The following is a 23,247-nucleotide window of genomic DNA, read 5'->3' as shown; positions in this document are numbered from 1 at the left end:
TCCTTACCTTAGGTTTAGATATTCTGTTTAATCAGTTCGATGACGTGTGTGACTTCGTCTTGAGTTAAAGCCCCTTCTTTCACGAATAAAATTTCGCCTTGTTTATTTTGTACGATAATCGCAGAACTTTCTTGCTGTAGATCCCAAGTTGTTGCTAATACGCCATTTTTGTCTAACACCATGGAAGACCAAGAGAATGTCTTTTTGCTGTCCTCTGCCGACGATTTCACAAATGTACCGGTTCCCCAAATGGCGTCTTCTTGGTTGATCACGGTTGTGGTCTGATACTGATCTTCAGGAAAGTGAGCGGCAGTGATTGCTGACATCAGCGGCGCGTTCATCTCTTTAGCTTTACTACGACCTGCAATGGCTTGTATCACACGGACTTTGCCTAACATCTGCTGAGTTGCCCAAGGTTGATAAGCCACATCGTCTCCTTGCAGCGTCATTTCGCCATAGGTATCAATGCTGACGGAAGGGGTGGTTTGACCGACAGAAAGGTTATGAGAGAAGGCGAGTGTCGGGGCGAGTGCGAGTAAGAGTGACAGAACAGATGGAGTTTTCATTGGGGGTTCCTGTAACTAAGTGAGGTTAGAGCGAATCAAAATAAGGGGCAAATACGATGCCCCTTATCGGATGTGGCGTTTAGTTAGAAAGTACAACGCGCGCATTTAACGGTTGCAGCGGACGATTGTTTTGTCCCATGACTTCCATCAGTTTCGCGGCTTGATCTTTGGATAAGGTTTGAGTGTCTTTAAGCACAAACCAGCGCACACCTTCTGAACATGGCGGTGTGGTTAAAGAGCCGTTAAATCGATAGTAGTTTGCAGTTTTTGGCAGTAAGTCGTTAATCTCAAACGTATCTTTAAAGAAAGTGGTTTGATTCTCTTGTGGGATTGCGTTGATCAGTTTAGACAGTGCTGCGTTTTGACCGCCAGCATCAAACATCACCGAAATTACCGCCAACTCGCCGTCTGCGTTGGCGTGTACAAAGTGCGCTTCAAGTGGATATTGGCGGCCTTTGATTTGGTTTTCTGAAGGTGTGTGGAAATGGAACTGTTGCAGCTCGAACGTCTCGCCATCGATGGTGAAGCTGTTACGTCCGTTCACTTGCGCTTGCAGCGTATGACCATTGTTGGTTAAACCAATGACCTGACCAGTGTACGAAAGGTTCAGTGCTTCCAGTTTTGCATCGGCTGGGTTGTCGATGTTGATTGGGCTTTGGTTTTTCGTGGTTGCGCAATCTTTGGCGATTTCTCCCCAGTGCTCTGGCCCGTGTTTGTCATTGCCATAGCCCCATTCCGAAGCCTGAGCAGCGCTTAGAGTGAGAAGTGAGAGTGAAAAAGCAAGTAGTGTTTTTTTCATAATAATGTCTCTGTTCGATCGCTTTGATAAGCGTTGTTACAAGGCAATGACCTAGAGGTTTGATCACTGCCTGACAAATTAGAAACGGTGGCTGAGTTGGGCACCAATTAGGAACGCATTTGAATGGGTCACGCCCGTCACCATCGGTACAGGAACACCTTCATACGCGTACTCTTCTACGTTGACATCTTCACCAATCAAGTACGTCATGCCGATGTCAACCGTGGTATCTGATGACCATTGGTAAGAGGCCCCCGCGGATAACCAGTGACGGTTCGAATCTGGGATAGAAAGCGAAGTCAGCTCATCGACAGGTGTTTTGTCGAACATGTAACCCGTGCGAAGTGTCCAACGTTCATTGGCGTACCAAGTCGCACCGATGGAGTAGTGCGCGGAGTCTTGCCACTGAAAATCTTTTAGCAACTGATCATCAGCTTTCAAGCTGTCAAATGCTGACCAACCAATCCACTGCACAGAATAGTGCAGGGCAAATTTAGGTAAGACGCGGTGATAACCGGAAAACTCCGCAATATCCGGTAGCGGCATGGCAAGCGAGTCGTACGATTCGCCAGCAAAGTGGATGTCACCCTTGGCATTAATGTTAGGGCTGTGTTTGTAGCTCAAACCTAAGCGATGACGTTCGTTAAACTCGTACATTATGCCAATGTTCGCGCCAAGCCCAATGCCGCCAGCTTCCACATCAAGTGCGTTGCCTTTTACGGATCCACAACGTTGTTCTAGTTCGTTTCCAAGGATGTTCCCACCAACGCAAACACCCACGTCCATATCGCGGTACAGCTCACCAGAGCCGTAAATCACATCAATACCACCACCGATACTAAAACGGTCGTTCACCTTGTATGCCAAGCTTGCGCCAAGGTTGACACTCGCTACGCTGGTGACACCGCCAAAAACAGGTGCGCCATAGTTTGGTTTAAACTCCATGTCGGTTCCGAAGTTGGAGTATGCCGATAGGCCTAGATACCAGTCGTCGTTGATAGGGTGAATAAAGTAAAAATTGGGTACAACGGCTGGTTGACCAACGCCATCGACGTCATCAATGTCGGTCACGGTTTGAGAGAAGGACGGGGTAATGTCAACTTGAGGGGACGGAGGAAAAACGCCCATACCAACATTGACATCTGCATTAATATTAGCTCGATGATATTGCGCATTTTTTACGGTAACGTCAGGTTTGACGTAAGTGACACCGAACGATAAGGCACTTTGTTTAAACAGCGTCATCGCTGCGGCGTTGCGGCTGACTACAGACGCATTATCACCAATGACGGCATCACCAGCAAAAGCACGACCAAGACCCGTCGCCGAATGTTCGTTAATTTGAAAACCACCGGCATACGCCGTCGAGGAGGCTAACCCGATTAATAAATAAATCGGTGAAAGAGTTAATTGTCGCTGCATGTTTTTCTCATGAATTAATTAGAAGTTGTATTGCAACGAAAATCAGTAAAATAAACAAATCTGACCAGTATATTTAGGGGTAAAACTAACAGTATGTTGACAATAAATAAATTTAACTTAATAAATATTTATTGGTGAATTTATTAATGGTTCATGGCGTGAATATAGTAGTTATTTTACGTGTAAATTAAATCCTGAACCTCTATTTTTATTTTTTCGGTATTACTTCTCTATTTTTATTGTGCTGACTGTTCCCTAAAAAATAGAGGGAAATCCAGCGATAAAGTGTCCGTGATGGAAACTCTGAGTCATTTGTATTTCCATTGCATCCCAACGTTGGTAGTTCGAATCAGCAAGAGAACTATCGTTTAAACCCACATGACACACTCCTCTCGGTCTTACCTGTGTTATGTGGGTATTTTTTATTTAACTTGCCACTTAACTCCTCTTTAAATGCATAATCAAAATGACCATAATTAAATTTTAATGGATGGCATATTGAATAATTTTTTATTTTACTGGTTTATTGGTATTTAAAAGTTTTGTTTATAATACTTATAACTTGAAATTTTGTATTTAAATTATTGTTCATCTATATTTAAATATAAATTAGACTCATGTATATGAAAACAAAATGGCCACGAAATATCGTGGCCATTTTTAATCATCAACGTATTTATGATGATTAAGAGTTTAACCTATAAGAAAGTCTTATTAAAAGCGAAACTCTTCTAAGTTATTGCTGCTTTCCAACATTTTTTCAGCAACATAACGATGCGTGGCTGTGGTTGGGTGAGTCACATCCCAGAACACAAACTTATCTGCGCCAGATGCCGCACACTCAGAGCGTAATGAATGGGTGTACATGTAATCCACAGAAGATGAGCGGTTGATGTCCAGACAAGGATCACTTGCATTCACGAACCCGTGTTCTTCTGGTGCCGAGGTTAACGTCTCAAACAGCGCGTGCGTATCAAACAATGAAATGTTGTAACCTTGAGCTTTATAGTACATCGCTTGTGCTTTGATGAACTCGTTCATTTTCAATACTTTCGCGCGAATCGTTTCAATTTCTTCCTGCGTTGAGTATTTGAACTGTGGTGCTTTGGTTGCGTCTGGCAGTGTCATCAACATGAAGTTCTTCGCGCCCGCGTCTGTTAGACGAATCAGAGCTTCAGCGTAATCCGCTTTTACTTCCGGCACGCTACGGTTGTAGTTCATGAAATCATTTAAACCAAACTCCAACGTAAACAATGTGTTTGCTGGGTTGTAGTTTTTCGCCAGTTTTGTGTAGGTCAAGTAAGAAGAAACTTGTTCACCGACACCTGTTAGCGCAATGTATTGGTTCTCACCTGCTGCGCCGCCAACTGCCCAGTTATAAAGCGGTAAGTTTTTGGCTTTAGCAACGTATTCCGTCCAAACAAAACCGTTCGAGAAGTGACCTAAGAACCAGCTGTTTGGGTTAGGGAAGCGCCATTGGGAAGCGTTAAAGATGTTGCCTGTATCAGACAAGCTGTCGCCCAAAGCCACTACTTTGTTGATTTGATCTGGTTGCATTGCAGCATCATTGCTCCAGATCGTGTGGTTATAAGAATAGCGATTGTCAGCAGCAAAAAACGTAATGTCTGCGTTCTCGTTCGCCAGATCTAGTGTTTCTTCACAGCGCTGGCGAATCACGTTTTGTGAAGTGTTGGTGTAGAACATGTTTTTAAATGAAACAGAGCTCCACCAATAACCGTCGATAGTGAAGTCACTACCATCTTGGTTTTTTGCCCATTTCCAGTCGGTAGCCGCATCATCCTTAGAGTGGCTCGTACGATACCAGCAGCGAACGTAAGTATAGGTTTGATTTTCTTGCGTGCTGACCACTTCAGACGCAGAAACCATTTCTGGTGATAATGTTGGCTCCTCTGCAACGGCAGAGGCAAGCGGAAGTAATGCAGTTAATAGTGTGATTGTTTTTTTCATCATTCACTCTTCTTGTAATGGTTATGGTTCCGAATACGTGAATACGCTCGGCTATAACAGTATTTAGATGAGAATTTTTCTCACTAAACCTTCTAATTCTGAGTAAATACTCAAGACAGTCAACAACTAAATATTCAATATTTCAGTTTTGGCACCACGGTCAAAAAATCCATTCAGCATAGCAATCGATTAAATGTGTATTATTTAGAATAATTACTCACTAACATTAATTTAACATGCACTTTTTGTTAATTAAGTGATTGCTTTATAAGGTTTTGTTTATGCTTTTTGATGTTAACTAAAAATGTTTATTGAATGATCTTTTGTACAAAGTTGTATATTCATGAAACAAATTGTTTGGCATTTTTGGCCTATAAACTATAGCTGAAGCTCTCATGCGAACATCATGGTGATGACTTTTCATGAGAATATAGTGAATAAAAATTAGCTCAAATAAGGAATAGGGCAAATGCACTACACAACAAGTAAAAAACAAGGCTTATTTTCGTTGTCTGCCGTAGCGATAGCACTGACCACTTCTATGTCAGCGTTTGCGGCTCCACCAATGGGATTTGATGAATCTAAGTTACCGACGAAGTACATCGTCAAATTCAAAGAAGATGCCGTCAGCCGATCTTCAATGGGTGGTAACTCATTTTGGGGACCACGAATCGCGCAGGAGTCTGTTTTACAACAGGTGAAGGCACGTAAGGTGGAAAAACTGGGTAATCGCGCCATTTACAGCGTTGAGTTGGATGGTGATGACTTAGAACCACTTCGTAATCGCAGTGATGTGGAATATGTCGAAGTCGATCCGCCTCGCTATTTGCTCAGCGAAACTACCCCGTGGGGTTATGAAGCGGTTAATGCTCAACAGTTAGACGACTTCAATGCTGGTAATCGCACTGTATGTATTATCGATTCAGGGTACGACATCTCGCACAACGACCTAAGCGGTAACCGTGTTGCAGGTACCAACGATAGTGGTACAGGATCATGGAGCGATCCGGGTAACAATAACGCCCACGGTACTCACGTTGCAGGTACTATCGCAGCGATTGCCAACACCGAAGGTGTGAAGGGTGTGATGCCAAACCAGAATGTGAATTTGCACATCGTGAAAGTATTTAACGAATCAGGTTGGGGTTACTCATCTGGACTTGTTAAAGCGATCCAAACGTGTGCAGATAATGGTGCCAACGTTGTGAACATGAGTCTTGGTGGTAGTCAATCAAGCCGAACTGAGCAAAATGCACTGCAAAACATTTACGATCAAGGCGTTCTGCTAATCGCCGCAGCTGGTAATGACGGTAACACCGCACACAGCTACCCAGCTTCTTACGATTCAGTTATGTCTGTTGCTGCTGTCGATAACCAAAATGATCATGCGGCGTTCTCGCAATCTACTGATCAAGTTGAGATCTCTGGCCCAGGTGTGGCGATCTTATCAACGGTTACGGTAGGCGAAGGTAAACTTTCTGATATTACCTTGAATGGCGTAAGCCAATTTGATCGCGGCATTGTCCCTCACAATCGTTTGATCAATAACGGCTCTTCGTATGTGCCAGATCCAATCGCTGGTTCAGTAACAGCAATGCTAGATAGCTGTGATGTATCTGGCGGTAACTTTAACTGTGGTGATATGTCGGGCAAAATTTGTTTGACTGAACGTATTGGCAACCAGTCTTCAGGTAACTACCCAGAAGTGGATGCGGTTCAAGCTTGTTACAATGCAGGTGCACGAGCGGCAATCGTATACAGCAACTCGGAACTACCTGGTTTACAAAACCCATTCTTGGTTGACACAAACAACGCTTATCGCATGGTTTCGGTGACGGTTGACCGTGCATTTGGTCAAGAGTTGCTGGGGTATGTAGGTCAAGAAATTACGGTTTCAACTACCTCTGGTGAAGATTACGAGTACTACAATGGTACATCGATGGCAACACCTCATGTAACTGGCGTAGCAGGCTTGGTGTGGAGTTACCACCCAACGTGTACAGCAGCGCAAGTACGTAATGCCCTAGTTCAAACGGCAACAGACATTGATGTCGCTGGACGAGACAACCGCACAGGTCACGGCCTAGTGAATGCGGAAGCAGCGAAACTGTTCTTGGATGCGGGCTGTAACGGTCCTGACGGTGGCGGTAGCTCTTCGGACTCTAGCTTCTCAAACACCAGCCCTGTTGCGATTCCTGACAACAAATCTTCTGGCGCAATCAGCGCAGTAGATGTCGATCGCTCTGGTGATTCAGGTACAGTAAGTATTGACGTTGATATTAGCCACACTTACATCGGTGACCTACGAGTGACGCTAACTTCACCGACTGGTGGAGAAGTCGTGCTTCACGATAATACTGGCGGCAGCGCTAACGATATCAAAGCCACTTTCCAAGCGGATTTCTCTGGTTTTGAATCACAAGGTTCTTGGGAACTAAAAGCGGTAGACAGTGCCAGAAGAGACACAGGCACAATCAACAGTTGGACTCTGACTTTTCAATAAGGAGTGGCTATGAAGAAGTTGACCTTACTTTCTTTGTCTGCGGTGAGTGCTACCGCACTATTGGCAATCGGACTAAGCTCGGCCAGCTTGGCGAACAATCAAGGATTTCCGCTCGTGGATGAACGTTCTGAACAAGCTGAGCAACAACCTACGCGTTACTTTGTTAAGTATCACAAAGGGAAAGAGAGCGAAGTGAGAGCGCTTCTTCGTCAACATAACCTTAAAGTGGTTGATGCGTTGGTGAAGCAACAGGTACTGGTGGTGAGCGGCGAACAAGCGGACGTCGATAAGCTATCTGGTAACGAATCCGTTGAATACACCGAGCAAGAACCAACGAGAAAGTTGTTGTCTCAATAAGATAGCCTCAATATGAAAAACGCCCCTCACGTGAGGGGCGTTTTGTTTGAGTGCTTTTCCTGCTAGAGCCTTTGAGAGATGAAAGCCGACGAGCCTAATTCTGCATTCATAAGAATAAAAGCTTAGCGCACAATCAGGCCAAGTAGGATACCTACAATGCCGAAGTCAGCATCACTGAATGTTGTGTTTGCAAAGCCAAGATCACCCAGTACTGGCATTAGGAAGACAGGTAGGAAAGTAATCAGTAGACCTTGTGCAAACGCACCTAGAATTGCGCCGCGACGACCACCTGTTGCGTTACCAAATACACCCGCAGCCGCACCCACAAAGAAGTGTGGAACTACACCAGGGATAATCACAGTAAGCCCCATCACGTACAGCAGGAACATGCCCACTAGACCGGCTGCAAAGCTCGATAGGAAGCCCACCAATACCGCATTTGGTGCGTATGGGAACACAACCGGACAATCCAGTGCAGGTTTTGCGTTTGGAACCAGTTTGTCTGAGATGCCTTTAAATGCAGGAACGATTTCTGCGATAACCATACGTACACCTTGCAGGATAACGTACACACCACCTGCAAATGTGATGGATTGCATTAGCGCAAACATAGACCAATGTTTACCGCCACTGACTTCACGGACAAAATCACCGCCAGCGAACAAACACGTCACCACAAAGATGATGCCCATGGTGAACGAGATCGCCACTGGTGTATCACGTAGGAACAACAAGCTTTTAGGGACATTCATCTCTTCAGTAGAGTGTTCTTTGTTACCGAACTTGCTGCCAATAAAGCCAGCTAGCACGTAAGAAAGGGTAGAGAAGTGACCAATCGCAACGTCATCAGAACCTGTAACTTGCTTCATGTACTTGTGAGCGATCGCAGGGAAGAACACCATTACAGAACCCACAACCACAGAGCCAAGCGCGATCAGTGGAACACCTTTCATGCCGCTAGATGCCAGAATCGCTGCTACCATCATCGACATAAATAGTGTGTGGTGACCGGTTAGGAAGATGAATTTCCATGGCGTGAAGCGAGCGATCAAGATGTTCACTAACATACCGAAGAACATGATCATCGCCATCTCTTTACCAAACGCTTCTTGCGCGATAGAGACGATAGCTTCGTTGTTTGGAACCACGCCTGTAATGCCAAATGCGTGTTGGAAAATCGTCGCGAAGTCGCCTAGCGAGCTCACAACTAAGCCTGCACCTGCGCCAAGCACGATGAAACCAAGAATGGTTTTTACCGTGCCTTTAATGCACTCGGTGACTGGTTTTTTCTGGGCAATTAAGCCGATTAGAGCGATGAGACCGACCAGAACCGCTGGCTCTGATAGGACATCGTTCATTAAGAAACTGAAGAATTCCATAACGCCACCTTATAGAGCGCCAAGCTCTTGAAGTGCCACAGATAAACGCTCTTTCATTGCGACTTTGTCGACCATGTTATCAAGCGCTACGATACGTTGCTCAACGCCAAGAGCTTCCAACTGTTCTGCAATGTCTTTTGTGCCGATGAAAATGTCGCAACTTGTGCCTTTTGCTGAGCCAAGATCGATGTGATCCACAGCGGCATTGACGTTCAATTCTTTTACGATGCTTTTGATGCTCATTTCCATCATTAGGCTAGTACCAAGACCGTGACCGCAAACAACCATAATTTTCATAATTCAGACCTTTTCTTTTTTATAGGGGGTATACCCATTTGTGAATGGGGTATGTCAGGAGTAAAACTTAGTATTTGTCGATGATCGCAAGAACATCTTCTTTGCTTTGAGCGTTGCAGATGGCCTCTACATGCTCTTCATTCATAAACAATTCCGCCAGTTTCGAAATCGCATCAACGTGGCTATTACTGTCCGTTGCCGCTAGCGTGACCAGCATTTTTACTGGGTCATTTTCTTCAGAGTTAAAGTTGACGCCGTTTTGGATCACCGTGATCGCCAGTGATAAACGGTTAACGCCATCTTCAGGGCGAGCGTGTGGCATCGCCATGCCAGGACCTACCACGTAGTAAGGGCCAAGCTCTTCGTGCGAGCGGTAAATTGCTTCAACGTAACTTGGTTCTATCGCGCCATTTTCAATCAAAGCTTCACAAGATTTGCTGATCGCATCTTTCCAGTCGGTTGCGTCAGAATGGATGCGAATGACATCAGAGGTAATCAGTTCACGTAGCATTGGAATGTTTCCGATTTGTTGTTTTGTTGCTGCGTACTTTATCGATCAATTTGCCAGAAAAACCTGAGAGTGATCACAAATGGTAGCGCTATCTGATAGCGCTACCATTAATTGTGATAGCGCTATCATTTTTATCAGGCATCGAAGTTTCATGTGCTGGTGTTCGAGTTCTAATGCGCTAATATCAAAACCATTAAAGCGCTGTGATAAGATGTCGCAGCTGAAATTAGAGAACATTAAATAAAAACAATGAGCGAACCTCGCAAACGAAGAAGTACCGGCAATGTCACTTTGGCTGATGTCGCCAAACAAGCAGGCGTAGGCACTATGACGGTGTCGCGAGCATTACGAACGCCAGAGCTGGTATCCGATAAGCTGAGAGAAAAAATTCAACAAGTGGTTGATGAGCTCGGCTATATCCCGAACAAAGCCGCAGGGGCACTCGCATCTGCAGAAAGTTATTCCATCGCTCTTATCATTCCGTCACTGTTTGAAAAAGCATGCGCGCATTTCTTACCAAGCTTCCAACAGGCGTTAAACAAAGCGGGTTATCAACTATTGCTGGGTTACAGCGACTACTCGATTGAGCAAGAAGAAAAGTTGCTTTCGACTTTTTTAGAGAGCCGTCCTGCGGGCGTTGTACTGTTTGGAAGTGAGCATAGTCAGCGAACGCATCAACTGTTAGAGGCATCAAATACGCCAGTGTTAGAGATTGCCGAACTGAGCTCAAAGGCCAGTTATCTCAACATTGGCGTGGATCACTTCGAAGTGGGTAAGGCCTGTACCAGACACCTGATTGAACAAGGTTTTAAGAACGTTGGTTTTATTGGGGCGCGCGGGAATCACTCGACGTTGCAACGCCAGTTACACGGTTGGCAAAGTGCGATGATTGAAAACTATCTCACCCCAGATCATTTTCTGACGACTCATGAAGCGCCATCTTCACAATTGGGGGCGGAAGGATTGGCGAAGTTATTGCTGCGCGATTCAAGCTTGAATGCTTTGGTGTGTAGCCATGAGGAGATAGCAATTGGTGCGCTCTTTGAGTGCCATCGCCGCGTGCTCAAAGTCCCGACCGACATTGCCATTATTTGCCTTGAAGGCTCTTCCATGGGTGAGCACGCCTACCCAAGTTTGACATCGGCAGAATTTGATTACGAGCGCATGGGCACCAAGGCGGCAGAAAAACTGTTGCATGCCATCAAAGGTGAGCCAGAAGAACGGCCGACCAGTATGGGCTTTAAGCTAAAGCGTCGAGCAAGTACCGCGATTAATTGACCCCTCCGCTTTCCATAAATACAAAAAGCCTCTCAATATGGAGAGGCTTTTTACATTCTGAATTCACGAGCGGAAACTACGGACGTTCGCCCGTGGCTAGGCGTTGTTCGATATCTACGATCACCTCTGGAAGATCGGAGATGGTGTCGATTAAGTAGTGAGGTGCACTCTTGATAAACTTCGCGCGTGCTTTTTCACGAGCTTTCTCTAAGGTTGCTTCGTCTGCGGCTTGGTATTCTTCAAACGTGAGACCTGCTTCGTTACCAGAAAGCAGCAGACCCACCGTCCACATGCCCGCATTGTGACCTTCAAAGATGCCTGGTGCTGAGTCGTCCACTTTGACGCATGCTTTAACGTCGCTTACACCAAGCTCAATCACGTTTTTCAGTGCCATAAACGGCGCAGGGCGACCACCTTGTGGCAGATCGTCTGTCGCGACAACATAATCTGGTTGGTAGCCGTAATCCGTTGCCACTGGAATCAGTACGTCCATCACTTCGCGAGGGTAACCAGAACAAGACCCGATCTTGATGCCTTTGTCTTTCAGACCGTTCACAACTTCAACTGCGTTGAGGATTGGTTCTGCGTGGTCAGCCACTTTTGCTTTTTGCAGAGACATAAACGCCGCGTAGATAGTGTCGATGTCTTCGCTGGTCATTGAGCGACCAAACTTTTCATTCCAACGCTTATCAACCGTAGGAATACGACCCACAGCTTGGATGTGATCCCACTTACCAAGCCCCATTGGTTCACGTGCTTCTTCAAGATCGATTTCGAAATCAAATCCTTGCTTGAACGCTTCCACAAAGATACTGGTTGGTGCAAAAGAGCCGAAATCGACGATAGTGCCAGCCCAGTCAAAGATCACTGCTTGAATTGGTGATTTGCTCATGTTCAATCCTTTTTCTTGCTTGCCAGAGCGCTTGTCTTCACGTTGAAACCGCGCTCTGAATAAATTGGTTTTTGTTGAGGTCTATTGACCCTAAAAGTAATTAAAGTCTTTACACACTTTGGCGATCGCTTCTTCGAAGATCGCCAACGCTTCTGTCAGTTGCTCGCGAGTGATGATCAGCGGTGGGCTGAGTTGAATCACATTGCCTTGTGACACCTTGAAGCTCACGCCATTGTTGAGGCATTGGTACAGCACAGCTTCCGCTTCATCATACGCGCGTGCTTTGCTTTCGTGGTCGGTGACCAGTTCAATGCCCCACAACATGCCGATGCCACGAACATCACCAATCACAGGGTACTTGGCTTTCATCTCTAGCAGTTTTTCACGCATGAACTGGCTGTCGGCTTTGGCTTTATCTAGTAAGCCTTCTTGCTCAATGGCTTCCATGGTTGCCAGTGCCGCAGCACAACCAATAGGGCTTTTCTCATGAGTGTAATGACCCATTGAGATTTGCTCGGCAGTGTTGTATTTGTCTTTGGTTACCATGGCTGCGATAGGCACTAACCCTCCGCCCAAACCTTTACCGATGCAGAGCATATCTGGCTCGATGTCATAGGCTTGGTAGGTAAACCATTCACCGCTGCGACCCATGCCATTAGGGATGTCGTCGATGATCAGCATGACATTGTGTTTGTCACAGATTTCGCGGATGCGTTTCCAGTAAGCTTTGCTCGGCACTTGAACATCCGTGTTGCGAACCGCCTCTGCGATAAACGCGCCCACGCCGCCTTCTTTCTCAATCACGTATTCAAGGTAGTCGGCGTAATGCACGTCGCTACCGTCCGGGACCGGGAAAGCGCCACGATAAGACACCGCTGGTGGAATGCGCTCAACACCTGCCATTAATGGTCCCATACCTTGACGGAAACACGCTTCGCCGCCAACTGAGATGGCATCCAACGATGCACCGTGGAAGGAGTCCCACAACGACACCACCTTGTAGTTGCCCGTGATGTGTCGCGCTAGTTTAAGTGCCATGCCAACCACAGATGTGCCACCTGGAGCAAACAACACGCGGTTCAATTCGCCGCCACAGATTTGGGTGAGTTTTTCGGCACATTCAATCGCGGTTTCGTTGGTAAAACGACGTGGTGAAAACGGCAGTTTGGCAATTTGCTCTTGCACACGTTTAATCACATGCGGATGACCATAGCCCAACTTGTGAACGTTATTGCCATGGAAGTCCATGTACTTTTTGCCGGTAGCATCTTGGATGTAGATGCCTTCTGCTGCTTCCAATGTATCTAAGCAAGGCGTTGACATGGCTTGGTGAAGAAAGACCTTCGAATCACGCTTCAACAATGCTTGCGTGCGTTCGTCATCCATCGATGCATTCCAAGCTTGGCGCGCTGGTGTTGTGTTGACATCGCCTTCGCTGCGGAAATGAGTCGGTTTGATATTCTGAGTCATAACGCTTTCTCAATCAGAAGGCTGCTTTACGCAACTTGCCAGTACATTGCTTTTTCAATCGCACCGATTAAGCGCTCGATATCTGCTGGGTAAACTTCGCCAATGTTGCCGATACGGAAGCAATCTGCGTTCGACACCTTACCCGGATAAATCACGAAGCCTTGCTCTTTCAAACGCGTGTAGAACGCTTTGAACTGGTAATCACTGTGCGTTGGAGAGCAGAAAGAAGTGATGATTGGTGAATGAAGGTCATCACTCAGTAGCGGTTCGAAACCCAAAGAGCGCATACCTGCAACCAGTGTTTTCTGGTTAGTTTGGTAACGGTTATGACGAGCCTCAATGCCGCCTTCTTGTTCCAGCTCTAACAATGCTTGGTAGAAAGCACGAACCGTGTGCGTAGGAGACGTGAAACGCCATTTACCGTGGTTCACTTCCATGCAGTGCCACTGGTCGTAAAGATCAAGGCTCAAAGAACGTGCCTGACCTTGGCACTTTTCTAGCTCAGTTTGTTTCGCAATCACAAAGCCAAAACCCGGCACGCCTTGAATACATTTGTTTGCAGAGCTGATCATGAAATCGATGCCTAGCTCTGCGATATCGATAGGAATGCCACCAAAGCTCGACATGGCATCGAGAATCACCACTTTACCGTGTGCTTTTGCCACAGAAGCAAACGCCTCAATTGGGTTCAGCATGCCAGTGGTTGTCTCACAGTGAACAATCGCCACGTGTGTGATTGTAGGATCCGATGCCAATGCAGTTTCCACCTCGTTCAAGTGTGGCTGTGATGTTTCGCCTGGGGAAACTACATGGCATGGAATATTTAGGTAATCAGCGATCTGAGCGATACGCGCACCGTAAGCACCGTTGTCGACAACCAACAATTTTCCATCTTTGCCAATGGCGCTGCCAATCGTCGCTTCTACTGATGCGGTGCCGCTACCTTGCATTAGTACGCTGGTGTAGCCGTCTTGTTGAGTTGCCAGTTTTACAAGCTTAGTGCGGATCACTTCTACAATGTCTTTGTTGTATTCATCATCCCAAGTACACCAGTCTTTAAGCATGGCTTCACGTACCGTTTCAGAAGTAGATAGAGGACCTGGAGTCAGTAGTAGGTATTCGTTTTTCATCTCGATTTCCATCAGAATAGGCTAATTGGTATACACCAAATTTAGAATTCACTCTAACGAGGAAGAAAAGGGCAGTAAATAGGCGAATCTCCAATTTCATAAAACTTTAATATCCAGAAAATGGCGGATCAATTGAACGATTATTCAGCGCAAATTTTCGTAAAACTGCCATTTAATGGTCATAATTTCGTCACAAAGGCTCAGTAGGGTGTATATCGTCAACTGGTACAGACCAAATTAAAACTTAGCCAAATTAACTGGAGAAAATGATGAAAAACCGTTTGATGAAAGGATCGCTGGCTGCACTTGTCTCTCTGCTAGCTACGAATGCAATGGCAGCACAGGAAGTCACGGTTTACACCGCTTTCGAAACTGACATTCTTGCTAAATACAAGTCTGCGTTTGAGAAAGATAACCCAGATATCAAGATTAAGTGGGTTCGCGATTCAACCGGTATCATGACGGCGAAATTGCTGGCAGAAAAGAACAACCCTCAAGCGGAAGTGGTTTGGGGTCTGGCTGGCTCGTCAATGGCACTGCTTAAAGATGAAGGTCTTCTTAAGCCTTACACACCAAAAGGTTTGGAAGAGCTGCATGCGAACCTAAACGACCCTCAATCAAACCAAGCTTGGTTTGGTAACGATGCGTTCTTTAACGCAGTTTGTTTCAACGAAGCGGTAGCGAAACAGCTTAATCTGCCTAAACCAACGTCTTGGGAAGACCTAACAAAGCCGGTTTACAAAGGTCACATAGCAATGCCTAACCCAGCTTCTTCAGGCACTGGCTACATGCAGGTTTCTGCTTGGCTACAAAACATGGGTGAAGATCAGGCATGGAACTACATGCGTGACTTAGACAAGAACATTGCACACTACACGCACTCTGGCTCTAAACCATGTGTTCAAGCGGGCATGGGTGAAGTGGCTATCGGTATTTCGATGGCAAGCCGTGGTGCGAAGCTGAAAACACAAGGCGCACCACTGGCGGTTATCACGCCAAAAGGCATCGGCTGGGAATCAGAAGCGGTTGGTCTAGTAAAAGAGTCGGATGCCGCGAAGCGTGTTGTCGACTGGTCAATCTCTAAAGCGGCAAACGAGCTTTACGTAGAAATGTACCCAGTAGTTGCACATAAAGACGTGAAAGCGACCGTATCTAACTTCCCGAACGTTCAAGAGAACATGGCGAAGATGGACTTCGCGCAAATGGGTAGCAAGCGTGCAGAGATCCTAGCGGCATGGTCTGAGAAGTTCGACGCGAAATCAGAGCCAAAGTCTTAATTGAATTTGCTTTGAGTAGAATGCTGAAATCCACCTCGGTTGAGGTGGATTTTTTGTTTTCTCTGTTATTTCAGAGTTTGCTGAAAGTAGATTCCTAGTCTCACCTAGGTTCGCTGGAATGACGGACTTAAGAAAGTTGGGAGCTTCTATTCGCACCCACAACGTCATTCTCGAGAGCGACGAAGGAGCGAGTCGGGAATCTCTAATTACCACTTAAACAAACCTCATCGCCCTTCATCTATTTGTCATCTTCTGGCTATAAATTTGTCATTGGAACGTAACACTCCAAAACTAAAGTTGGTATATACCATTTGGAGCGTGTGTTATGTCAACTAACCAACATTACCTAAATATCGAAAATGTAGTGAAGCAATTCGGACAGTTCACTGCATTAAAGAAAATCTCGCTAGCGATTGAAAAGGGCGAGTTTGTTTGTTTTCTTGGCCCTTCTGGCTGCGGTAAAACCACTCTGTTACGTGCCATTGCAGGTTTAGACTTGCCAACATCTGGTGCGATTTTTCAAAACGGTCAAGAGACTACATTCTTACCACCAGAGAAGCGCGATTTCGGCATCGTCTTCCAATCTTACGCTTTGTTTCCGAACCTTACCGTGCAAGAGAACATTGCGGTGGGTTTGAAGAACCAAGGTATGTCGACCAAAGAAGCGTTAGAGAAGGTGGACTACTGGCTAGAAACCATTGGTCTTCCAACCTCTGGAGAGAAATTCCCTAACCAACTTTCTGGTGGTCAGCAACAACGTGTTGCTTTGGCTCGTGCATTGGCTTTGTCTCCGGGTCTACTGCTGCTTGATGAGCCACTGTCAGCGCTGGATGCAAAAGTACGTGTTCACTTACGTGATGAGATTTGTAAGCTGCAACGCAAGCTTGGTATCACCACGATCATGGTTACGCACGATCAGGATGAAGCGTTGTCGATGGCGGATCGTATCGTGGTAATGAACCATGGCGTGATTGAGCAAGTCGGCACACCTCAAGAGATCTACCAACAACCAGCCACGCGCTTTGTCGCTGAGTTTGTCGGCAGCATGAACTTTATTGAAACCTCAGTCGCAACGGACTCCCAAGTACGAATTGCAGAAACTTTGATGCCAGCGCCAAGCTTGACCAATTGTAAGATCCAACGTGGTGATCGCTTCGACCTTGCGGTGCGTCCTGAAAGCATCAAGTTCGTTGAAAACTACACCAACTCTTTACCAGTGCGAGTTACGGCTACCGAGTTTTTGGGGGCGTTTTTCCGCATTGATTGCGTATTGCAAAACGACAGCTCAACGAAAACCATCGTCGTGGATGTGCCTGTGGAAACGGTTCAAAAACTCAATATCAAAGCGGGCGATGTACGTTACATCCAGTTTGCTGAAGAAGGGCTGCATGGTTACGCCGTGCCCTCGGTTGATAAAGCGCTAGCAGCGTAGGTGTAAACATGGATGCGAAGACAATGACGATGAATAGCCTAACCACGCAAGACAAAGCAAAATCCCTACTCGGACGTGTTAGCCGCGACAACCTTGTGTTGTTCGGTTTGCTCGCTGGTTTGTCGACTATGATGGTGCTGTTCATCTTGATGCCGCTTTGGGCAATGTTGACCAAGAGTGTGCAAAATGCCAATGGCGAATTTGTCGGTCTGGCAAACTTTGCGACGTACTTTTCCTCTTCAAGCTTGTGGGTGTCAGTGGGAAACACCTTCACTTTGGGCGTGATTGTGACCTCGGTAGTGGGTGTGCTTGCGTTTGGTTATGCCTACGCGCTGACTCGTTCATGCATGCCGTTTAAAGGTTTGTTTCAAATCCTAGGTACCGCGCCGATCCTCGCGCCTTCGTTACTGCCAGCGATCAGTTTGATCTTCCTTTTTGGTAATCAAGGCATTGCCAAAGAGATGCTGTTAGGAAACTCGATTTATGGCGTGATTGGTATCTCGATGGGTTTGATTTTCTGGACCTTTCCTCATGCATTGATGATTTTAACCACTTCGCTGCGTACTTCAGATGCTCGCTTGTATGAAGCCGCCCGTGCACTTAAAACCTCACCCATCAAAACCTTCTTTATGGTGACGTTACCTGCGGCGAAATACGGTTTGATCAGTACGCTTATCGTGGTCTTTACACTGGTTATCACGGACTTTGGTGTGCCGAAAGTGATTGGTGGCAGCTACAATGTTCTGGCGACTGACATCTTCAAACAAGTTGTGGGACAACAAAACTTTGCTATGGGTGCAGTGACCAGCATTATGTTGTTATTCCCTGCGGTAATGGCGTTCGGCGCAGACCGCTGGGTACAGAAAAAGCAGAAGAGCTTATTCGACACACGCTCGGTACCTTATCAGCCAGAACCTAACAAAGCGCGCGACAGCATTTGTTTGGTTTACTGCAGTATCATTTCTATTGCAGTGTTGGCAGTGCTTGGCATGGCGGTGTATGGCTCGTTGGTTACGTTCTGGCCTTGGAACAAAACACTGACGCTAAACAACTACAACTTTGCTGAAATGAGCACTTACGGTTGGAGCCCATTCTTCAACTCGCTAACGCTGGCAGGTTGGACGGCAGTGATCGGTACAGCCATCATCTTTGTCGGTGCTTACTGCATTGAGAAAGGGCGTGCGTTTGGTCCAATTCGTCAGGTGATGCAAATGCTTAGCGTGGTGCCAATGGCAGTTCCGGGTATGGTGCTTGGCTTGGGTTACATCTTTTACTTCAATGATGCGAACAATCCTTTGAACGTGCTTTATGGCACCATGGCATTCTTGGTGATTAACACGGTAGTGCATTACTACACCGTGGGTCACATGACAGCCCTGACAGCGCTAAAGCAGTTGCCATCGGAGATTGAAGCCACAGCAGCATCAGTGAAGCTTCCTCAATACAAGTTGTTCTTTAAAGTGACATTACCTGTGTGTTTACCTGCGATTTTGGACATTGCGACTTACTTGTTTGTTAATGCATTGACCACCACTTCTGCGGTAGTATTCCTTTACTCAACCGATACGATTCCGGCTTCGGTCTCGATTCTGAATATGGACGATGCAGGTCAAACTGGCGCTGCAGCGGCAATGGCGGTGATGATCATGATTGCTGCCGCAATTGCGAAGATTGTTCAGATGACTTTGGGTAAATTGTTAGAGAATCGCACACAAGCTTGGCGCAAAAGATAAGGACACTTCGTGCAATACGTAAAAATTAAAGATTCGATTGTTGAACAGATTGAAGCGGGCATGCTATCGCCGCGTCAAAAACTGCCAGCAGAGCGTAAGTTGGCGGAGTCGTTCGATACTACACGCGTCACTCTGCGTGAAGCTTTATCACTGCTGGAAGCAGAAGGTCGAATCTATCGCGAAGATCGCCGAGGTTGGTTTATCTCACCTGAGCCATTGCGTTACGACCCAACCCAAACGCTAAACTTCCCGAACATGGCGAAAGCGCAAAATCGTGTGCCAAAAACAGAAGTGATAGCCGCAAAAGGCACTTTGGCTAATAAATTGGCCGCGCGCTTGCTGGACTTGCAACCTTTCTCGGACGTGTATCGAGTCGACCGTGTGCGATACCTTGAAGATAGACCTGTGGTATTCGTAACAAACTACATTCGCCCTGAGCTGTTTCCGAATCTGCTGGATTACGATTTATCAAATTCACTGACGGACATTTACCGCGATCATTATGGCGTGACGTATCAAAAGATTCGCTACCGCATTTCAACCAGCACTTTGTTGGGTGAAATGGCTCAGGCACTGCGTGCGACAGCCGGTACGCCAGCGATGGTGGTGGAGCGCATCAACTATAACCAGCACGGTGAGTTGATTGATTGCGATATCGAGTATTGGCGACACGATGCCATCAGCATTGAATCTCTGGCGGAACTCAATCGTTAAGTGGATTTTCTCATTATCTAAGGCTCCATCTCGGGGCCTTTATTTTATTCAGACAGGAACATTGAAATGGATTTGTTGGCGATTGGTCTCGTCGTTTTTTCTGCTGTTCTCCATGCGGGCTGGAATATTCTTGGTAAAAGCAACGCTGGTTCAGGGCTCGCGTTTACGATGGCGGCAAGTTTATCTGCTTGCCTTCTACTCACGCCCTACCTTATTTGGTATCTCTTTAACATTGGCTGGGCGACGTTGCCCAGCGTGTTTTGGGGAATGCTGTTTATCAGTGGTTTATCTCAAATCGTCTATTTGGTTGGTTTGATCGTGGCCTACAAGCACGCCGATGTGGGAGTGATTTATCCGATTGCGAGAGCACTTCCTGTAATGATGGTGGGCGCACTCACCGTCGCCTTAGGTTATGAGTTGAACGCTCAGCAGTGGTTGGGTTTCCTGCTTATTACTTTAGGTTGTGTCCTAGTTCCAGTGACCAGTTTTCGTCAAATTACTTTTGGGGAGTACCTGAATGTTGGTGTGTTTTGGGCCTTGATTGCGGCGTTTGGCACGACGGGTTACTCCGTTGTGGACAAGCAAGCACTGAATCTGCTAACTCAACAAACATCGACCATTCTTAACGACCACTATAGCGCGATTTTTTATCTAGGCGTGCAGTTTTGGGTTATGGGAGTACCGGTTTTATTGTGGTGTATTGTTTCGGGGAGTCAGCAAGAACTACAAACCGCTTGGATGATTCGCAAAAGTGCGAGCATGGCTGGCATCATGATGGCATCCACCTACGGCTTGGTGCTGTTTGCGATGACTATGACTGATAACGTCAGCCTTGTTGTGGCTTTGCGACAAATCAGCATTGTATTTGGTTTATTAATGGGCGTGTGGTTGTTGGCTGAAAAATGGTATTTCACGCGAGGAGTCGGGGTGCTGTTGATCCTGAGCGGAATCATTATGTCATTGAGCTCTGCTTGAGGTATAAGGCACCGATGTCGATTCGGTGCCTTGGCACAGCTAAATTTTTAAAATCGCAATTGTGCACCAAACATCACACCGCCAGAATCAAAATCGCTATTCTTGGCGTAGTTGTACTCTAAGTTCAAACCAAAGTGTTTATAGGCCCAAGCGACACCAGCTGCGGCTTCTCCGCCAAGACTAGACTCGTCATATTCTTTATTCTGACCATTGTTTTTAAGCGTGTAACTTAACGTGTAGTAAGTGATACCGCCTTTCCCGTAAAGCTCAAAGCCAGCTCCCAGAGGGTAACTTGCGTAACCGCTGAGTCGAGGCCCGCCATAACTGACATCGGTGATTTCTGTTAAGGGACTGATAAGTACGGAGCCAATGCCGTTAAATGCGCCCTTATAGCCGGCTTCAATACCAAAGTTGTGATCGAACATGTAACGGTAATATACATCACCAAGGAACATGTCACCTTCATCATGGCTATTGTTCACATCGTAACTAACATTACCGTAGCCTAAATTTGCTCCAACAACATGTTGGGTTGGTTGTGCATGAGCCGTTAAGGAAAGTGCGGACAGTAAGCATGCAACGGCGTACTTGTAAGACATAAAAACTCCGAATCATAAAATGAAAAAACAAAACGTCATGTGGTGCGTTGGGTTAACGTAGCCTTGTCATGAACTCCGCTTTGGTATTGTCTAACCATTCGTAACGACGTCGATACATCGAACGCTTAGAACGCGACATGCCTTCGATATCACGACGCGGGGCATTCACATCGAGTGAGTAGAAATGACGGTTGTATTCGGTGCCGCCCAACTCTTGCCAGAGTGCATCGTAATCCGTTTTGATTCGTCCTTTACTGTAGCGTCGTGCAGCATAAGTATGGGATTGTGTTTTTACCGCTAGAATCGTATTCACTTCCCAAATTTGCGCGAGTAAAGTGAGCAAACTCACCATCAAGCTTTTTGGTCTTTGCCCGTAAAGCTTACGAGTTAACTTTTTAATTTTTGCGTTGTTCTCTTCACTGCTGCGTGGCCCTTGCAAGCCGCCAATCATAATGCTGCGTCCAGATTCTATGTGGCCGAGAGTAAATGAGAGCGTATAGAAGTTGCCATCCTCCGCGCTGTGTAGCACTAGGCTCATGTCGCCTTCTTTTTGGTAACGCGCTTCGTACACCAATCGCACAGAGTACAATGTCTCGTCGATTTCAAATGATGTTAATGTTAAGCCAGTTGAATCGGTATAGATCTCTTCAATGGTCTGTTTAGAAAACAGCTCTGAAATGGTTTTGTAGTGATCAACCACTAGGTTTGAACGATCGAACGCTGAGTTATTTTTGATGATGTAGGGACGAAACGGTTTTTCTAAAAATCGGTGCGTACGTGCACAAAGCATCTCTAGCAATGACGATTCAATATTATCTGACAGGTGCTTAAACGCTCGTTTGTAGTAAAGTGCGCGCAAGATGAACTTAGCTCTGTAGGTCCAAATTGGCTTATAGACATCAGCATAATCATCTGAGTAAATTGATTTGCTATGGTAAAAAATGGATTTGTTCGCGGTCATTTTCACTCCAGATTAACGTGTGCTCAACAGCCACAATTAAGAACCGACGGACGAGCAGCGAAGAACCCGAAAAAGGGGAAATACAAAGCACTACTAAAAGGGGAGGTTTTGCTGTGCCCGACGTTTATATAAGGTTTTGAACACTGTTCTTTTGTTGGGATTCTAAGAGAAAATTGACCTTAGGTATTGTATGGGTTGGTAAGGAAATGTCAGTTTGGAAGCCACTTTGAACGTTGTGATTACGAGGTGGAAAAATGCTCGTGTTGGCAGAGTATGATGCCGTGTTGCTAAGTTAAAGTGAAATGAGTTGAACAAGAATTGAACGTTATTTGAAATTATTTTGACGTGTTTCTGGTCTTTATACGTACCTTATAAATATCGAGCCAATTTAGGCCCGATATAAAGGTAAGTAAGGAGAGGTTTATGAAACGCTTAATGACTTTAGCAAGTATGATTGCTCTGCATGCGTGAAACCGGTAAATACTAATCAGTAAGACGGTCTCGATTTTCCGATAATTTATATCCTTGCTGTTTGTTTTGGGGAGCGCTGCTCCCCATTTTTGTATTCATTGATAGCGGAAACTTCCACTCTCTCAGAGCAACATTTGCTATCGCTCAGCGTTAGATATTCTTGCTCGTTGATTGTGCTCATCGTTTGTAAAGTGTTTACAGAAACGATGCAACGCACTAACAAGGATATCCGATGACACACAGTTCATACTGGTTCAAACAGGCCATTGAAGCTGAACAGCCAGAAACGCCGCAACCATTACATCAAAATATTGATACCGATATTGCTATTGTCGGTGGTGGCTACACCGGACTTTGGACAGCGATTATGATTAAGCAGCAATCTCCTGAAAAACCGTCATTCCGCAGCCAATTTAGGAATAAACTGCTTCATACAGAACACCAAGAAGCTTAAGCAGCCGAGTCTGATGCTCTTGAACACCCGTTATGAAGCTTTGGCCGCCAAATTCGAGT

20 protein-coding genes and 1 pseudogene are annotated in these 23,247 nt (G+C 46.0%); 9 read left to right on the top strand and 12 right to left on the bottom strand.

Features of this window, described 5'->3' with window-relative positions:
* Nucleotides 1-14: 14 nt before the first annotated feature.
* The 4 genes from NL643_RS14750 to NL643_RS14735 form a co-directional block, all read right to left on the bottom strand.
* A complete protein-coding gene (locus NL643_RS14750) occupies nucleotides 15-566 on the bottom strand; it encodes a YtfJ family protein (RefSeq protein WP_005374105.1) in 552 nt (183 codons plus the stop codon).
* Between the two features lie 79 nt (nucleotides 567-645).
* A complete protein-coding gene (locus NL643_RS14745) occupies nucleotides 646-1,365 on the bottom strand; it encodes a carbonic anhydrase (protein ID WP_253644694.1) in 720 nt (239 codons plus the stop codon).
* Nucleotides 1,366-1,443: 78 nt separating this feature from the next.
* Nucleotides 1,444-2,787, bottom strand: coding sequence for an OmpP1/FadL family transporter (locus tag NL643_RS14740; RefSeq protein ID WP_253644693.1), 1,344 nt, complete (start codon nucleotides 2,785-2,787; stop codon nucleotides 1,444-1,446).
* Nucleotides 2,788-3,501: 714 nt separating this feature from the next.
* Nucleotides 3,502-4,758: a type 2 secretion system lipase gene (locus NL643_RS14735; RefSeq protein WP_005395362.1), complete on the bottom strand. Its 1,257-nt coding sequence runs from the start codon at nucleotides 4,756-4,758 to the stop codon at nucleotides 3,502-3,504.
* A gap of 466 nt (nucleotides 4,759-5,224) precedes the next feature.
* Here NL643_RS14735 and NL643_RS14730 point away from each other — a divergent pair, with 466 nt between their 5' ends.
* Together NL643_RS14730 and NL643_RS14725 are read left to right on the top strand one after the other, a co-directional pair.
* Nucleotides 5,225-7,258, top strand: coding sequence for a S8 family serine peptidase (locus tag NL643_RS14730; protein ID WP_046873865.1), 2,034 nt, complete (start codon nucleotides 5,225-5,227; stop codon nucleotides 7,256-7,258).
* A 9-nt stretch (nucleotides 7,259-7,267) separates the two neighbouring features.
* On the top strand, nucleotides 7,268-7,615 hold the full coding sequence (locus tag NL643_RS14725; protein WP_005395359.1) for a hypothetical protein: 348 nt from the start codon (nucleotides 7,268-7,270) through the stop codon (nucleotides 7,613-7,615).
* A gap of 122 nt (nucleotides 7,616-7,737) precedes the next feature.
* Here the strand turns inward: NL643_RS14725 and NL643_RS14720 are convergent, their stop codons facing one another.
* The 3 genes from NL643_RS14720 to NL643_RS14710 all read right to left on the bottom strand — a co-directional run bounded on the left by NL643_RS14720 (nucleotide 7,738) and on the right by NL643_RS14710 (nucleotide 9,802).
* On the bottom strand, nucleotides 7,738-8,994 hold the full coding sequence (locus NL643_RS14720; RefSeq protein WP_047007992.1) for a PTS ascorbate transporter subunit IIC: 1,257 nt from the start codon (nucleotides 8,992-8,994) through the stop codon (nucleotides 7,738-7,740).
* Between the two features lie 9 nt (nucleotides 8,995-9,003).
* Nucleotides 9,004-9,291 (bottom strand): PTS sugar transporter subunit IIB, encoded by a 288-nt coding sequence (locus NL643_RS14715; RefSeq protein ID WP_046873863.1) that lies wholly within the window; start codon nucleotides 9,289-9,291, stop codon nucleotides 9,004-9,006.
* Between the two features lie 67 nt (nucleotides 9,292-9,358).
* Nucleotides 9,359-9,802 (bottom strand): PTS sugar transporter subunit IIA, encoded by a 444-nt coding sequence (locus NL643_RS14710; protein ID WP_005463973.1) that lies wholly within the window; start codon nucleotides 9,800-9,802, stop codon nucleotides 9,359-9,361.
* Nucleotides 9,803-10,051: 249 nt separating this feature from the next.
* Between NL643_RS14710 and NL643_RS14705 the strand changes: the two genes are divergently transcribed.
* Nucleotides 10,052-11,080, top strand: a complete 1,029-nt coding sequence (locus NL643_RS14705) for a LacI family DNA-binding transcriptional regulator (protein ID WP_005463961.1) — start codon at nucleotides 10,052-10,054, stop codon at nucleotides 11,078-11,080.
* A 76-nt stretch (nucleotides 11,081-11,156) separates the two neighbouring features.
* Here NL643_RS14705 and phnX read toward each other — a convergent pair whose 3' ends face one another.
* From phnX to phnW, 3 genes are all read right to left on the bottom strand, one after another.
* Complete coding sequence (gene phnX / locus NL643_RS14700) at nucleotides 11,157-11,972, bottom strand: phosphonoacetaldehyde hydrolase (RefSeq protein ID WP_253644692.1); 816 nt, start codon at nucleotides 11,970-11,972, stop codon at nucleotides 11,157-11,159.
* 90 nt (nucleotides 11,973-12,062) lie between these two features.
* Complete coding sequence (locus tag NL643_RS14695) at nucleotides 12,063-13,442, bottom strand: aspartate aminotransferase family protein (RefSeq protein ID WP_253644691.1); 1,380 nt, start codon at nucleotides 13,440-13,442, stop codon at nucleotides 12,063-12,065.
* Between the two features lie 26 nt (nucleotides 13,443-13,468).
* A complete protein-coding gene (gene phnW / locus NL643_RS14690) occupies nucleotides 13,469-14,572 on the bottom strand; it encodes a 2-aminoethylphosphonate--pyruvate transaminase (protein ID WP_253644690.1) in 1,104 nt (367 codons plus the stop codon).
* Between the two features lie 266 nt (nucleotides 14,573-14,838).
* On the opposite strand from phnW, the gene NL643_RS14685 reads away from it, so the two are divergent.
* The 5 genes from NL643_RS14685 to NL643_RS14665 all read left to right on the top strand — a co-directional run bounded on the left by NL643_RS14685 (nucleotide 14,839) and on the right by NL643_RS14665 (nucleotide 20,703).
* A complete protein-coding gene (locus NL643_RS14685) occupies nucleotides 14,839-15,849 on the top strand; it encodes a putative 2-aminoethylphosphonate ABC transporter substrate-binding protein (RefSeq protein ID WP_029830462.1) in 1,011 nt (336 codons plus the stop codon).
* Between the two features lie 325 nt (nucleotides 15,850-16,174).
* Nucleotides 16,175-17,281 (top strand): putative 2-aminoethylphosphonate ABC transporter ATP-binding protein, encoded by a 1,107-nt coding sequence (locus tag NL643_RS14680; RefSeq protein ID WP_047007997.1) that lies wholly within the window; start codon nucleotides 16,175-16,177, stop codon nucleotides 17,279-17,281.
* Between the two features lie 8 nt (nucleotides 17,282-17,289).
* Nucleotides 17,290-19,014, top strand: a complete 1,725-nt coding sequence (locus NL643_RS14675) for a putative 2-aminoethylphosphonate ABC transporter permease subunit (protein ID WP_253644689.1) — start codon at nucleotides 17,290-17,292, stop codon at nucleotides 19,012-19,014.
* A 9-nt stretch (nucleotides 19,015-19,023) separates the two neighbouring features.
* A complete protein-coding gene (gene phnR / locus NL643_RS14670; protein ID WP_047007998.1) occupies nucleotides 19,024-19,728 on the top strand; it encodes a phosphonate utilization transcriptional regulator PhnR in 705 nt (234 codons plus the stop codon).
* A gap of 66 nt (nucleotides 19,729-19,794) precedes the next feature.
* Nucleotides 19,795-20,703 carry an EamA family transporter gene (locus NL643_RS14665; protein WP_253644688.1) on the top strand — a complete coding sequence of 303 codons (909 nt, stop codon included), beginning with the start codon at nucleotides 19,795-19,797 and terminating at the stop codon, nucleotides 20,701-20,703.
* Between the two features lie 47 nt (nucleotides 20,704-20,750).
* Here the strand turns inward: NL643_RS14665 and NL643_RS14660 are convergent, their stop codons facing one another.
* Both NL643_RS14660 and NL643_RS14655 read right to left on the bottom strand, forming a co-directional pair.
* On the bottom strand, nucleotides 20,751-21,302 hold the full coding sequence (locus tag NL643_RS14660; RefSeq protein WP_047008000.1) for a porin family protein: 552 nt from the start codon (nucleotides 21,300-21,302) through the stop codon (nucleotides 20,751-20,753).
* A 52-nt stretch (nucleotides 21,303-21,354) separates the two neighbouring features.
* Nucleotides 21,355-22,263 carry a VirK/YbjX family protein gene (locus NL643_RS14655; protein ID WP_046873855.1) on the bottom strand — a complete coding sequence of 303 codons (909 nt, stop codon included), beginning with the start codon at nucleotides 22,261-22,263 and terminating at the stop codon, nucleotides 21,355-21,357.
* Between the two features lie 703 nt (nucleotides 22,264-22,966).
* Between NL643_RS14655 and NL643_RS14650 the strand changes: the two are divergent.
* Nucleotides 22,967-23,128, top strand: a pseudogene (locus NL643_RS14650) (FAD-dependent oxidoreductase); the annotation flags it as partial.
* Between the last annotated feature and the right edge of the window lie 119 nt (nucleotides 23,129-23,247).

This window comes from Vibrio sp. Y42_MX_L11, assembly GCF_024181785.1.
Taxonomy (GTDB): domain Bacteria; phylum Pseudomonadota; class Gammaproteobacteria; order Enterobacterales; family Vibrionaceae; genus Vibrio; species Vibrio diabolicus.
This window is presented reverse-complemented; position numbering and strand designations above follow the sequence as displayed.

Bases quoted from the DNA above. Each gene is read 5' to 3' on its own strand.
- phnW (WP_253644690.1), bottom strand. From the start codon at position 14,572: ATGAAAAACGAATACCTACTACTGACTCCAGGTCCTCTATCTACTTCT.
- NL643_RS14655 (WP_046873855.1), bottom strand. From the start codon at position 22,263: ATGACCGCGAACAAATCCATTTTTTACCATAGCAAATCAATTTACTCA.
- NL643_RS14675 (WP_253644689.1), top strand. From the start codon at position 17,290: ATGGATGCGAAGACAATGACGATGAATAGCCTAACCACGCAAGACAAA.
- NL643_RS14685 (WP_029830462.1), top strand. From the start codon at position 14,839: ATGATGAAAAACCGTTTGATGAAAGGATCGCTGGCTGCACTTGTCTCT.
- NL643_RS14720 (WP_047007992.1), bottom strand. From the start codon at position 8,994: ATGGAATTCTTCAGTTTCTTAATGAACGATGTCCTATCAGAGCCAGCG.
- NL643_RS14665 (WP_253644688.1), top strand. From the start codon at position 19,795: ATGGATTTGTTGGCGATTGGTCTCGTCGTTTTTTCTGCTGTTCTCCAT.
- NL643_RS14660 (WP_047008000.1), bottom strand. From the start codon at position 21,302: ATGTCTTACAAGTACGCCGTTGCATGCTTACTGTCCGCACTTTCCTTA.
- phnX (WP_253644692.1), bottom strand. From the start codon at position 11,972: ATGAGCAAATCACCAATTCAAGCAGTGATCTTTGACTGGGCTGGCACT.
- NL643_RS14740 (WP_253644693.1), bottom strand. From the start codon at position 2,787: ATGCAGCGACAATTAACTCTTTCACCGATTTATTTATTAATCGGGTTA.
- NL643_RS14745 (WP_253644694.1), bottom strand. From the start codon at position 1,365: ATGAAAAAAACACTACTTGCTTTTTCACTCTCACTTCTCACTCTAAGC.
- NL643_RS14730 (WP_046873865.1), top strand. From the start codon at position 5,225: ATGCACTACACAACAAGTAAAAAACAAGGCTTATTTTCGTTGTCTGCC.
- NL643_RS14695 (WP_253644691.1), bottom strand. From the start codon at position 13,442: ATGACTCAGAATATCAAACCGACTCATTTCCGCAGCGAAGGCGATGTC.
- NL643_RS14725 (WP_005395359.1), top strand. From the start codon at position 7,268: ATGAAGAAGTTGACCTTACTTTCTTTGTCTGCGGTGAGTGCTACCGCA.
- NL643_RS14750 (WP_005374105.1), bottom strand. From the start codon at position 566: ATGAAAACTCCATCTGTTCTGTCACTCTTACTCGCACTCGCCCCGACA.
- NL643_RS14735 (WP_005395362.1), bottom strand. From the start codon at position 4,758: ATGATGAAAAAAACAATCACACTATTAACTGCATTACTTCCGCTTGCC.
- NL643_RS14710 (WP_005463973.1), bottom strand. From the start codon at position 9,802: ATGCTACGTGAACTGATTACCTCTGATGTCATTCGCATCCATTCTGAC.
- NL643_RS14680 (WP_047007997.1), top strand. From the start codon at position 16,175: ATGTCAACTAACCAACATTACCTAAATATCGAAAATGTAGTGAAGCAA.
- NL643_RS14705 (WP_005463961.1), top strand. From the start codon at position 10,052: ATGAGCGAACCTCGCAAACGAAGAAGTACCGGCAATGTCACTTTGGCT.
- NL643_RS14715 (WP_046873863.1), bottom strand. From the start codon at position 9,291: ATGAAAATTATGGTTGTTTGCGGTCACGGTCTTGGTACTAGCCTAATG.